This is a genomic window from Ferrovibrio sp. MS7, assembly GCF_038404985.1.
GTDB classification, from domain to species: Bacteria; Pseudomonadota; Alphaproteobacteria; order Ferrovibrionales; family Ferrovibrionaceae; genus Ferrovibrio; species Ferrovibrio plantarum.
The window spans coordinates 206,055-217,837 of the sequence record NZ_JBBKBA010000001.1 but is presented as its reverse complement, the minus strand read 5'-3'; the positions used below and the strand labels follow the sequence as shown (position 1 = coordinate 217,837).

Annotated in this window: 13 protein-coding genes; 10 read left to right on the top strand and 3 right to left on the bottom strand. The window is 64.5% G+C overall.

Features of this window, described 5'->3' with window-relative positions:
• Nucleotides 1–753: an efflux RND transporter periplasmic adaptor subunit gene (locus V6B08_RS01010; protein WP_341977195.1), complete on the top strand. Its 753-nt coding sequence runs from the start codon at nt 1–3 to the stop codon at nt 751–753.
• On the opposite strand, the gene V6B08_RS01005 is transcribed toward V6B08_RS01010, so the two are convergent.
• Complete coding sequence (locus V6B08_RS01005) at nt 750–1,526, bottom strand: cyclic nucleotide-binding domain-containing protein (protein ID WP_341977192.1); 777 nt, start codon at nt 1,524–1,526, stop codon at nt 750–752. The genes V6B08_RS01010 and V6B08_RS01005 overlap by 4 nt on opposite strands.
• Nucleotides 1,527–1,543: 17 nt before the next feature.
• Complete coding sequence (locus V6B08_RS01000; RefSeq protein WP_341977190.1) at nt 1,544–2,101, bottom strand: hemerythrin domain-containing protein; 558 nt, start codon at nt 2,099–2,101, stop codon at nt 1,544–1,546.
• An 81-nt stretch (nt 2,102–2,182) separates the two neighbouring features.
• Between V6B08_RS01000 and V6B08_RS00995 the strand changes: the two genes are divergently transcribed.
• Nucleotides 2,183–2,959, top strand: coding sequence for an urease accessory protein UreH domain-containing protein (locus V6B08_RS00995; RefSeq protein ID WP_341977188.1), 777 nt, complete (start codon nt 2,183–2,185; stop codon nt 2,957–2,959).
• On the opposite strand, the gene V6B08_RS00990 is transcribed toward V6B08_RS00995, so the two are convergent.
• A complete protein-coding gene (locus tag V6B08_RS00990) occupies nt 2,956–3,720 on the bottom strand; it encodes a DUF2189 domain-containing protein (protein WP_341977185.1) in 765 nt (254 codons plus the stop codon). The two genes, V6B08_RS00995 and V6B08_RS00990, sit on opposite strands and share 4 nt — an antisense overlap.
• A gap of 205 nt (nt 3,721–3,925) precedes the next feature.
• On the opposite strand from V6B08_RS00990, the gene ccoN reads away from it, so the two are divergent.
• From ccoN to ccoS, 8 genes are read left to right on the top strand one after another with little or no spacing between them, the layout of a single operon-like run.
• Entirely contained in the window at nt 3,926–5,422 is a 1,497-nt protein-coding gene (gene ccoN / locus V6B08_RS00985; protein WP_341977183.1) for a cytochrome-c oxidase, cbb3-type subunit I, read from the top strand.
• A 12-nt stretch (nt 5,423–5,434) separates the two neighbouring features.
• The gene (ccoO, locus tag V6B08_RS00980) at nt 5,435–6,160 is read left to right on the top strand and encodes a cytochrome-c oxidase, cbb3-type subunit II (protein ID WP_341977181.1); all 726 of its coding nucleotides are present in this window, start codon (nt 5,435–5,437) and stop codon (nt 6,158–6,160) included.
• Nucleotides 6,161–6,172: 12 nt separating this feature from the next.
• Nucleotides 6,173–6,364 carry a cbb3-type cytochrome oxidase subunit 3 gene (locus V6B08_RS00975; RefSeq protein ID WP_341977179.1) on the top strand — a complete coding sequence of 64 codons (192 nt, stop codon included), beginning with the start codon at nt 6,173–6,175 and terminating at the stop codon, nt 6,362–6,364.
• Nucleotides 6,361–7,227 (top strand): cytochrome-c oxidase, cbb3-type subunit III, encoded by an 867-nt coding sequence (ccoP, locus tag V6B08_RS00970; protein WP_341977177.1) that lies wholly within the window; start codon nt 6,361–6,363, stop codon nt 7,225–7,227. The genes V6B08_RS00975 and ccoP overlap by 4 nt, the downstream gene beginning before the upstream one ends.
• Before the next feature lie 23 nt (nt 7,228–7,250).
• The gene (gene ccoG, locus V6B08_RS00965) at nt 7,251–8,726 is read left to right on the top strand and encodes a cytochrome c oxidase accessory protein CcoG (RefSeq protein WP_341977175.1); all 1,476 of its coding nucleotides are present in this window, start codon (nt 7,251–7,253) and stop codon (nt 8,724–8,726) included.
• Nucleotides 8,727–8,731: 5 nt separating this feature from the next.
• Nucleotides 8,732–9,220, top strand: coding sequence for a FixH family protein (locus V6B08_RS00960; RefSeq protein ID WP_341977173.1), 489 nt, complete (start codon nt 8,732–8,734; stop codon nt 9,218–9,220).
• Entirely contained in the window at nt 9,217–11,619 is a 2,403-nt protein-coding gene (locus tag V6B08_RS00955) for a heavy metal translocating P-type ATPase (protein WP_341977171.1), read from the top strand. Before V6B08_RS00960 ends, V6B08_RS00955 begins: the two co-directional genes overlap by 4 nt.
• On the top strand, nt 11,616–11,780 hold the full coding sequence (gene ccoS / locus V6B08_RS00950; protein WP_341977169.1) for a cbb3-type cytochrome oxidase assembly protein CcoS: 165 nt from the start codon (nt 11,616–11,618) through the stop codon (nt 11,778–11,780). Before V6B08_RS00955 ends, ccoS begins: the two co-directional genes overlap by 4 nt.
• Nucleotides 11,781–11,783: the final 3 nt, after the last annotated feature.

Sequence of the window (11,783 nt, the reverse complement as noted above, 5' to 3'; positions counted from 1 at the left end):
ATGCGACTGCAGGTAAAGCTGGGTTTGGCTGGATTGCTGTTGGGCGCCTATTCGCTGGTGTTGATCCAGGCCCCGGCCCAGGCACAAGATGCGACGGGCGTGCGGGCGTTGCTGGCGCCGGTGCAGGAGGCGGTGCTGGCGGGCGAGATCGCGGCGCGGATCGACAGCATGCCGCTGGATGCCGGCGAGCGCTTTCGCAAGGGCGATGTGCTGGTGAGCTTCGACTGCGCCGCCTACCGCGCCGCTTTGGCCGAGGCCCGCGCCGCGCAGAAGGCGGCGGAGGTGACGCTGGAGAATGCGCGCGAGCTGGCCAAGCTGAACTCCGGCTCGATCCTGGCCAGCGCACTGGCGGAGGCCGAACTGGAGCGCGCCAAGGCCCGCGCCGAGGTCAGCCGCATCCCGGTCGAGCGCTGCGTCATCCGGGCACCGTTCGGTGGCCTCGTCGTGGCGCGCAAGGCGCAGCCGCATGAAAGCGTCACCGCCGGCCAGCCGCTGCTGGCGGTGCTCGACGATACCAACCCCGAGATCCGCCTCGTCGTTCCCTCGGCCTGGCTGCGCTGGCTGAAGCCGAACACGCCCTTCACCCTGCTGATCGACGAGACCGGACAGAAATATCAGGCTAGGCTCACCCGCATCGGCGCCCGCGTCGATCCGGTCTCCCAGACCATCGAGGTCTTCGGCGGCTTCCCAGCCAAACCAAAAGACCTCGTCACCGGCATGTCCGGTACCGCAAGCTTCGAGAAAATGCCTTAAGCGGCTTCCGCCAGATGGCGCAGCCGTTCCGGTTGCTTGATCTCCACCCGATCCGCGGCCAGCAGGCCGATGACTTCAAGCTTGCGCAGCTTGGTGAAGCAGCGGCTTACCGTCTCGATGGTGAGGCCGAGATAGTCGGCCACCTCGGCGCGGGTCATCGGCAGCGGGATCGGATTGGCTGCCATGCCGCGCGCGCGGCAACGCTCCGATTGCAGCAGCAGGAAGGAAGCAATGCGCTCCATCGCGGTCTTGCGACCGAGCAGCAGGATCTGCTCCTGCGCTGTCGCCAGTTCGCTTTCCGCCAGGGCCAGCAGCTTGTGTTCCAGCGCCGGCATCGTCGCCATCAGCTTGCGGAAGGCCAGGCGCGGGAAGCGGCAGACATGGGTTTCGGTCAGCGTCTCGGCGCTTACCGTATAGGCTTCACGGGTGTTGAGGCCGACGAAATCGCCCGGCCCGAGGAAGCCGGTGATCTGGCGCCGGCCATCGGCCATGGATTTCGACAGCGACAGCGAACCGCTGGTGATGTTGTAGACATGCTCGGCGGTATCGCCTTCACCGAACAGCACTTGATGTGGGCGCAGGCATGCGGTGGTGGCGAGATCAGCCATGCGCAACTGCTCATCCATCGTCAGCGGCGCGCAGATGGTGAGGCTACGGGCGGTGCAGTTGTTGCACGGCTCCGGGCAGGCTGAGCTTGGCGTGTGCACTACAGCCTGACCGATTGCCTGGCTTGCAGGACCGCGCCGTGTCGGCAACGCATGAATTTCGCCCATGGCGGTTCGATCCTCTCCTAACCGTGGCGCGCTCGCCGCGCTTGCAACTGGCCACGCCACTTCTGCATATCGTCTTCCGAAAGCCGCGCCCGCGCCAGGGGGATTATTGTCGCATCTTCCCAAACCAGATGGCGCCGCTGTCGCTCGGCAAACTGGCCCAGGGCGTCGCAGAGGTCTGGCCAGTCGCCGGCTCCGCCAGCAGCGAAATCCTGACATTGTGCTGCCAGACCCAGGGCCTGGGCGCGGTCCTGACTATGCTCGTCGCTCAATTGGCGGAACAACTCATCCATATCATCGCCGAGCAGCAGGCGCCTTTGCAACAATGGTAACAGGCTATCTTCCTCTTCGGCAACCAGAAGAAGAAAGTCCTCTGCCAGATAAGTGGCTGCAGCGGCAGCCAGGGCCTGGGCCAGGCCGGAGCCCACCACTGGTGGCAATTTGAGGATGGCGCAGAAGGCCTGCAGATCGAGCCGGCGGCCAATCAGTCGGTCGAGCGGCGACAATCCAGCATCGGGTGCGGAAAGCGCGGTCTCGATCCGCCCCATGGCGGTGGCAGGAAAGGCCAGGTGGTTCATGGCAACAGGATAGGCAAGGTGTGGCTAGCGGCATTGATCCACATCAAGGTTTCAGCCCGGGATGTGGCGGAGGATGCCGCCATGCATGGTCTTTGGTCCGATTTCCTCGCTGCTTGCAGCTCGCTGGCGCCGGCTTGGCTAACCGCAGGCTGGCTGGAGAGTGATTGGCCATGGCTTGGCCGTCCGCTCGGGCTGCTGCTGTTCGGTTTGGTCGGTGGCGCCAGCCATTGTGCCGGCATGTGCGGGCCCTTCGTGCTGAGCCAGGTAGGCAGCCGGCTAGCTGAGTTGCCGCTGGACCAAAGCTACGGTCTGGCGCGGCTGCGCGGCATGGCCCTGCTGCCTTACCATGCCGGTCGTCTTACCACCTATTCGCTGCTCGGGGCGGCAGCCGGCGGTTTGGCCGGCGGTGTCGAGCGCGTGTTGCTGCAGGGTGCGCTGCCAGCCCTGGCCCTCGCCCTGGCCGCCTTGCTGTTGCTGGCGATTGCCTACCGCCGCTTGGGCGTGGTGAGTGGTGGCCAATCTGCTGCCGGCCTGCTCGGCTGGTCCGGAATGCGCGGTCTGTTCCGTCGGCCTACCGGCCTGAACGGCTATCTGCTCGGCCTTGGCCTTGGTTTCCTGCCCTGCGGCCTGATCTATTCCGCCCTGCTGCTGGCCGGCGCCAGCGGCGACTGGCGCCAGGGTGGGCTGATGATGCTGGCCTTCGCCATCGGTACCGTGCCGGGCTTGCTGCTGGTCGGCTTTTTTGGTGCCGCCATCGGCGCACGCTGGCGCGCCGCGCTGAAGCCCTGGCTGGCGCCGGTGCTGCTGCTCAATGCGGTGCTGCTCTTGCTGCTCGCGCTGCGCTGGCTGCTGCGTTAGGCGACAAGGTCTCGATAGGCATGCCAGGTGGCATGTGCCACCAGCGGAAACAGCAGGCCGAGGCCGAAAAAGAACGTAGCGAGGCCGACAGCGGTGAAGAGCGCGATCAGGCCGGCCCACAGCGCCATCGCCTTCGGGTTGCGCCGCACCGCATGCAGGCTGGCCAGGATAGCGGTCACCACATCCACATCACGGTCCAGCAGCAGTGGCAGCGACACCACCGAGATCGCGAAGGTGAGGGCGGCGAAGCCGGCCCCGAGCAGGGTGCCGATGACCAGGAAAGGCAGATTCTGCGCTTCCAGCAGATACAGCGGCAGGTATTGCAGCGGCGGCGTGCCGCCATGGAAATACAGCACGAACCATAGCAAAGCGGTGCGCATCCAGGCCAAATGCAGCAGCAGCAGCACCAGGCCGAAGATGGCCACCTGCAGCGGCCGGCGCCAGGCCAGCAAAGCCTTGGCCAGGCTCACCGGTTCACCGGCCTGCAGGCGCCGGCTGGTGTCGTAGAGCCCGACTGCGACCAGGGGTGCAATCAGCAGGAAGCCGCCGGCCAGCGGCAGCACCAGATAGGTCCAGTCGGTCCACCAGAATAGGCCCGAAATCAGCCAGCCAGCAGCCACAATGCCGGCGCCGTAAGTCAGGCTGACCAGCGGCACAGCGGTGAGGTCCTGCCAGCCCTTGTGCAGCCAGGTCCAGGGGGCGTCCTCTGGAATGGTTCTGATATCAGTGACATAGGCCAAGGCAGGGGTGACTTCGGTCATCTGCTTCTCCGCAGTTATCTGCCCCTCGGGCATGCTTTCCTCCGGCTGCGGCATTAAACCACAGGCTTGGCGCCATCATGCACCATCCTCGCCGGATTCCATTGACCTGCATCAATGTTCCGGCTGGCTCGTCCGGCGATAGTCAGCCATCGCGGCCCCCAGGCATCGCAGCCCCGGGGCCAGCGGCTTCTATCGAGGATTGACCATGACAGCCATCGCTGCCAGCGCCCCCCTGCCGCATCACACCGCCAGGCCCCATCCCGCCTATGTCGAGGATGCGGTCCGCGCCTTCGTGATCGCCACCATGTTCTGGGGCATTGCTGCCTTCGCGGTCGGTGTGTTGATCGCGCTGCAACTGGCTTTCCCGGTGCTCAATCTCGACCTGGAATGGACCAGCTTCGGCCGTCTCCGCCCGCTGCATACCTCGGCGGCGATTTTTGCCTTCGGCGGCAATGCCCTGATCGGTTCCTCGATCTATGTGGTGCAGCGCACCAGCCGGGCGCGGCTGTTCGGCGGTTCGGCGGTGGCCTGGTTCCTGTTCTTCGGCTACCAGCTTTTCATTCTGCTGGCCGGTCTTGGCTATGTCTTCGGCGTCACCCAGGGCAAGGAATATGCCGAGCCGGAATGGTATGTCGATCTCTGGCTGACGCTGATCTGGGTGATCTATCTCATCGTCTTCGCCGGCACCCTGCTGCGCCGCGAGGAACCGCATATCTATGTGGCGAACTGGTTCTACCTCGCCTTCATCATCACCGTGGCGATGCTGCATATCGTCAACAACCTGGCCATCCCGGTCACGGTGTTCGGCGCCAAGAGCTACTCGGCTTTTGCCGGTGTGCAGGACGCGCTGACGCAATGGTGGTACGGCCATAACGCGGTCGGCTTCTTCCTCACCGCCGGCTTCCTGGCGATGATGTACTACTTCATCCCGAAGCAGGCGAACCGCCCGGTCTATTCCTATCGCCTCTCGATCGTGCATTTCTGGTCGCTGATCTTCCTCTATATCTGGGCCGGCCCGCACCACCTGCATTACACCGCGCTGCCTGACTGGGCTTCCACGCTGGGCATGGTGTTTTCGGTGATGCTGTGGATGCCGAGCTGGGGCGGCATGATCAACGGCCTGATGACCCTGTCGGGTGCCTGGGACAAGCTGCGCACCGATCCGGCTTTGCGCTTCTCGATCACTGCCGTGGCCTTCTACGGCATGGCCACATTCGAGGGCCCGGTGATGTCGATCCGCCAGGTCAATGCGCTCAGCCACTACACCGACTGGACCATCGGCCATGTGCATTCCGGTGCGCTGGGCTGGAACGCCTTCATCACCTTCGGCGTGCTCTACTATCTCGTGCCGGTCCTGTGGGGCCGCCAGCGGCTCTACTCGCTGCGTCTGGTGTCGCTGCATTTCTGGATCGCCACCATCGGCATCCTGCTCTACATCACCGCGATGTGGGTGTCCGGCATCATGCAGGGCTTGATGTGGCGTGCCTATGACCAGCTCGGCTTCCTGCAATACTCGTTCGTCGAGACGGTGCAGGCGATGCATCCATTCTACATCATCCGTGCGCTTGGCGGCATCCTGTTCCTCAGCGGCGCGCTGATCATGGCCTATAACCTGTGGCGCACGGTGCGCGGCGATCTGCGCGAGGAAGCGGAAACGGTGCATTACCCGACTGTGCCGCTGGCGCAACCCGTGGCGCGCTAAGGAGCAAGCATCATGTTCATCAAACATGCCACCATCGAGCGCAACACCATCCTGCTCTCCGTGCTCACCCTGCTCACCGTCGCTATCGGTGGCCTGGTGGAGATCGTGCCGCTATTCACCATTGAAACCACGATCGAGCGCGTGCAGGGCATGCGGCCCTATTCGCCGCTCGAACTGGCGGGCCGCAATGTCTATATCCGCGAGGGCTGCTATCTCTGCCACAGCCAGCAGATTCGCCCGCTGCGCGATGAAGTCGAACGCTATGGCCATTACAGCCTTGCCGCCGAAAGCATGTATGACCATCCCTTCCAGTGGGGCTCGAAGCGCACCGGCCCGGATCTCGCCCGCGTCGGCGGCAAGTATTCCAACGAATGGCATGCCGCCCACATGGCTGACCCGCGCGCCGTGGTGCCGCAGTCAATCATGCCGGGCTATGCCTTCCTGGCCGAGCGCTCGCTGGATACGCGCAACGTGGCTGGTGACCTGAAGGCGCTGCGCGTCGTCGGTGTGCCCTACAGCGATGAGATGGTAGCGAATGCCAAGGCCGACCTCGTGGCTCAGGGTGATCCCAATGCCGACACCGATGGCATCGCGGCGCGTTACCCGAAGGCGGCGCTCGGCGATTTCGACGGCGATCCGACCCGGCTCACCGAGATGGATGCGTTGATTGCCTATTTGCAGATGCTGGGCCGGCTGGTCGAATTCGACCGCACGCAGCCCGGCGGCCTGCGCCAGTAACGGAGGCCCGCAATGATCGCCTTGCTGGAACATTATCCCTGGCTCAAGTCGCTGTGGACGGCATGGTTCTTCCTGCTGTTCGTCGGCGTGGTGACCTGGACGCTGTGGCCATCGCGCCGCGCGCGCTGGGCCGAGCTGGGGCAGATACCGTTGCGTGAAGAGGCCGAAGCCAAAGAGGCCGGTGCCAAAGAGGGCAGAGCATGACTGACATGAGCACCAAGCCCGATCCGAAGGATACCACCGGCCATGAATGGGACGGCATCCAGGAACTGAACAACCCGCTGCCGAAATGGTGGCTCTACACCTTCTATGTCACGGTGGTGTTCGCCATCGTGTGGTCTGTGCTGTATCCCAGCGTTCCGGGTTTCCGCAGCTACTTCGGCGGCACGCTGGGCTATACGCAGCGCGATGCCGTGGAGCAGGACCTGAAGCAGGCCGCAGACGCCCAGGCGGTCTACCGCGACCGCATCAAGGCGCTGGGTGTGCAGGATGTGAAGGCCAATGACGAACTCTATCGTTTCGCCATTGCCGGTGGTCGCGTGCTGTTCGCCGAGAATTGTGCCGGTTGCCACCAGTCTGGCGGCGTCGGCACCAAGGGCTATCCCAGCCTCGCCGATGACGACTGGCTGTGGGGTGGCTCGCTTGCGGATATCGAACGCACCATTCGCTATGGCATCCGCTCGGGCCATGACGAGGCACGCCAGTCGCAGATGCCGCGCTTCCTTGCCGATGGCCTGCTGCCGGCCAAGGATGTCGAGGCGGTCGCGGATTACGTCCTCACCCTGTCTGGCCGCGAGCCCGGCAACGCTGCCAACGTGGCGCGCGGCAAGGCGCTTTTCGCCGATAATTGCGTCGCCTGCCATGGCGATGCGGGCAAGGGTAACCGTGAGCTTGGCGCGCCGAACCTCACCGACAAGGTGTGGGTCTATGGCGGTGATCGTACGAGCATTGCACATTCCATCGCGCAGTCGCGCAACGGTGTGATGCCGGCCTGGACCGGCCGCCTCGATGAGGCGACCATCAAGATGCTGGCAGTCTATGTGCATTCTCTAGGCGGCGGCGAATAGCGGCAGCATCAGGGGTGAATGCCATGCCGCCCGATCCATCAGCCAAGACGCAGGATGCCGAGGATAGCCTGCTCGGCATCTTTGCGCCGTCGCTTTATGCCGATCATGTGAAGGTCTATCCGCGCGCCGTCAAAGGGCTGTTCCGGAACCTGAAATGGGCGGTGCTGATCCTCTGCCTCGGCATCTACTATACGTTGCCCTGGCTGCGCTGGGATCGCGGTCCTGGAGCGCCGGACCAGGCCCTGCTGCTCGATATGTCCGGCCCGCGTGGCTATTTCTTCAATATCGAGATCTGGCCGCAGGAGGTCTACTACATCACCGGCCTGCTGATCCTTGGCGCCGTAGGATTGTTTCTCGCAACGGCGTTGTTCGGCCGCATCTGGTGTGGCTATACCTGCCCGCAAACGGTGTGGACCGACCTGTTCCTCGCGGTCGAACGCTGGATCGAGGGCGACCGCAATGCCCGCATCCGCCGCGATGGCCAGCCGGTTTCGTTCGACAAGGTCTGGCGCAAGACGGCAAAGCATTTCGCCTGGCTGCTGATCGCGGCCGCGACCGGTGGCGCCTGGATCATGTATTTCCAGGATGCGCCCACGGTGACACGCGAGATTGTCACCGGCCAGGCCTCGCTGGCGACGTACTTCTTTTTCGGTATGTTCACGTTCACTACCTACGGCCTGGCCGGCTGGGCGCGTGAACAGGTCTGCACCTATATGTGTCCCTGGCCGCGCTTCCAGGGCGCCATGCAGGATGAGCATTCGCTGGTTGTTACCTATCAGGGCTGGCGCGGCGAGACCCGCGGCAAGCACAAGGCCGGCGAAAGCTGGGAAGGCCGTGGCGATTGCGTCGATTGCCGCGCCTGCGTGCATGTCTGCCCCACCGGCATCGATATCCGCAATGGACCGCAGCTCGAATGCATTGGCTGTGCCCTCTGCATCGATGCCTGCGATGAGATCATGGGCAAGGTTGGCCGACCATTGCGGCTGATCGATTTCGTGTCGCTCGACAACCTTGACCGCCGCGCCAAGGGCCAGCCGACCGGGCTGAAGCTGCTGCGCAGCCGTACCGTGATCTATGCCGCCTTATTGCTCATCGTTGCCGGCGTGATGCTGACGGCGCTGATGCTGCGGTCGGATCTGGCGCTGAATGTGCTGCAGGACCGCAACCCGCTCTTCGTCGTGCTGTCCGATGGCAGCCTGCGCAACGGCTATGTTGTCAAGGTGGCAAACAAGACCCGTGCGCCGATGCACCTGTCGCTGTCGACCGACAGGCTGGCCGGCGCCGGGCTGTTCCTGGCCGGTGCGCCGGGGGCGCGCGAAAGCCTGGATATTGCCGTTGCGGCGGATGCCGTGGCGGAATTCCATGTCTTCGTGAAGGCGCCGCGCCATGTGGTGCCAGGCGCACAGGGCAATGCGCTTGAACCGTTCGATTTCGTGTTGCGCAACGCCGAAGGACGGGAAGTCATCCGTCTCGGCACACAATTTGCCATACCGGGGTGATCGCTATGGAAAACGCCAAGTCATTCCTCAAGCAACGCTGGATTCCCTCGCTGTTCGTGTTCGGCTTCCTGGTGGTGATTGCGGTCAATGCGACGCTGATCACCTTCGCCACGAAAAGCTTCAGTGGCCTGGTGGTGGAGCATCCCTACAAGAAGGGCATCGAATACACGCAGATGCAGCAGTCGCTGGAAGGTCAGAAGGCACTGCATTGGAAATACCGCCTCAGTACTGAAAGCCAGCCGGATGGCGGCCTCCGCCTGGTGCTGACCTGGCAGGATCAGGCTGGCCTCGCGCTGAGTGGTCTCGCCATCGCGCTGGAAGCCGAGCGGCCAGTCGAGAATATGCCGGCCATTCAGGCCAGGATGTTGGAAGTGGCTGGCGGTCGCTACGAGGCCGTATTGCATCTGCCGCGCCAGGGCGTGTGGAATATCGGCATCGAAGCGCAGCGCGATGGGCAGCATTTCCTTGCCGCCGAACGGATTGTGGTGAAATGACCACCGCGCCGCTGATACTGCCCCGTGTTGCAAACGGCGCTGCCGTGCAGGCGGAGGCAAAAGCCGCCACGCTCTGCGCCCATTGCGGTGCGCCGAGCCAGGGTGCGGCCTATTGCTGCACCGGCTGTGCCGGGGCGCATGCCCTGATCAAGGGCCTGGGGCTGGAGCAATATTACAAGCTGCGCGACAAGATCTTGCCGACAGGCGCGGCGCCGGTGGAAGCGGCGGACGAGGCAGTCACCGACTGGCGCGAATTCGCCGAGACATTTGCCGAGGGCCGCCAGCGTCTGACGGTGCTGGTCGGCGCGATGCATTGCGCCGCCTGCCTGTGGCTGATCGAGCAGGCCCTGCGCGCCCAACCCGGCGTTACGGCGGCGCGGCTCTCGGGCGCCACCAAGCGGCTGGTGATCGAATGGCAAGGGGCGCCTGAGGCGGCGAGCCAGCTTGTCGCGGTGGTGACCCGGCTCGGTTACCGCTGCCTGCCGGTGACTGCCGAAGCCATCGAACAGCAGGGCCTGGCTGTCGAGCGCGAATTGCTGCGTGCCATGGGTGTGGCCGGCTTTGCTGCTGCCAATATCATGCTGCTATCGGTTTCGGTCTGGTCCGGCCATGGCGGCGAGATGACACCCGGCACCCGCGATCTGTTCCACGCCGTCTCGGCGTTGATCGCCATTCCCGCCATCGCCTATGCCGGCCGGCCTTTCTTCCGCTCGGCGGTGCAGACATTGCGTCAGGGCCGCAGCAACATGGATGTGCCGATCTCGATCGGTGTCATTCTGGCGGTGCTGGTCAGCGTGGCGGAATTCCTCCGCTCCGGCCCGCATGCTTATTTCGATGCGGCGATCACGCTGCTGTTCTTCCTGCTGGTCGGCCGCTACCTCGATACCCGCGCGCGTGGCTTCGCACATCGCACGGCGGAGCGGCTGCTGGCTTGGACCAGCCGCCCGGTGGCGGTGCAGACCCCCGAGGGTATTGCACATCGCCCGGCGCAGCGCGTGGCGCTCGGCGAAACCGTGCTGGTGGCGGCGGGCGAGCGGATCGGCGTCGATGGTGTGGTGCTGCAGGGCCAGTCGGCAGTCGATGCCAGCCTGCTCACCGGCGAAAGCCTGCCGCAGCCGGTCGGTCCCGGGGCACAGGTGCATGCCGGGGCGGTGAATATCGATGCGCCACTGAGCCTGCGCGTTACCGCCGTTGGCAGTGCCACGCTGGTCGGCGAGATGACGCGGCTGATGGAAGCCGCCGAACAGGGCCGCAGCCGCTTCGTGCGCCTGGCCGAGTCTGTCGCGCGCTGGTATGCGCCGGTGGTGCATGTCACAGCGTTGCTCAGCTTTCTTGGCTGGCTGCTGATCGGCGATGCCGATTGGCGCAGCGCCTTGCTGATAGCCGCTGCCGTGCTGATCATAACCTGCCCCTGTGCATTGGCGCTGGCGGTGCCGGTGGTGCAGGTGGTGGCCAGCAGCCGGCTGATGCGTCACGGCATCCTGATGAAGTCCGCCACCGCGCTGGAGCGTGCTGCTGCCATTGACATGGTGGTGTTCGACAAGACCGGCACGCTGACGCTTGGCCGTCCGCGTCTGGTAGCGCCCGATGCGGCCGGAGAAAAGCTGTTGCCATTGGCAGCGGCATTGGCGGCACGCAGCCGGCATCCGCTGTGCCGTGCCCTGCTGGCAGCCTGCCCGGATGCGCTACCGCGCACGGACGCGATGGAATTGCCGGGGCAGGGCATGCAGGCCGGCGCGTATCGCCTGGGCCATGCCCGTTTCATCGGCGCCAGGGCTGAGGCGCAGGATGGCTGCAGCGAATTGTGGTTCAGCGGCCCGGATATCGCGCCTTATCGTTTTGCTTTCCGTGACGATCTGCGCAGCGATGCCGCTGAGGTCATTGCAAGGCTTAAAGATGCCGGCATCGAGCCAGTGATCCTTTCCGGCGATCATGCCAATGCCGTCGCCCGAGTTGCCGATGTGCTCGGCATCACGCGTTGGCAGGCCGGGATCGATCCGCGCGGCAAGGCCGATGCGGTTGCCGGTTTCAAGGCCGCGGGCCGTCATGTGCTGATGGTCGGCGATGGCCTAAACGACGCCGTGGCCCTGGCCGTGGCGGATGCGTCGCTGTCGCCGTCTTCGGGTCTCGATATCGCACAGAATGCCGCCGATGCCGTGTTCCAGGGCGAGCGGCTGGGCGCGGTGCTGGAATTCCTCGAGGTCGCGCGGCGCAACCGCCAGCTCAGCCTGCAGAATCTGGGCCTGGCGCTCGGCTACAATATGTTTGCCGTGCCGCTCGCCATCGCTGGTCTGGTGACACCGCTGATCGCTGCCATCGCGATGTCCAGTTCCTCGCTGATCGTGGTGCTGAATGCATTGCGGCTCGATTTTGGCAAGCGCAAGGAGGCGGCGCCATGACCATCCTGCTGTTGCTGATACCGGCTGCCCTGGCGCTTGGTGGCCTTGGCATGTGGTGTTTTCTCTGGGCCCTGAATAACGGGCAATTCGACGATCTCGATACCGCCGGATCGCGCATCCTGTTCGATGATGCCGATGCCGACTTGCGCAAGAAGGAGTGAGAC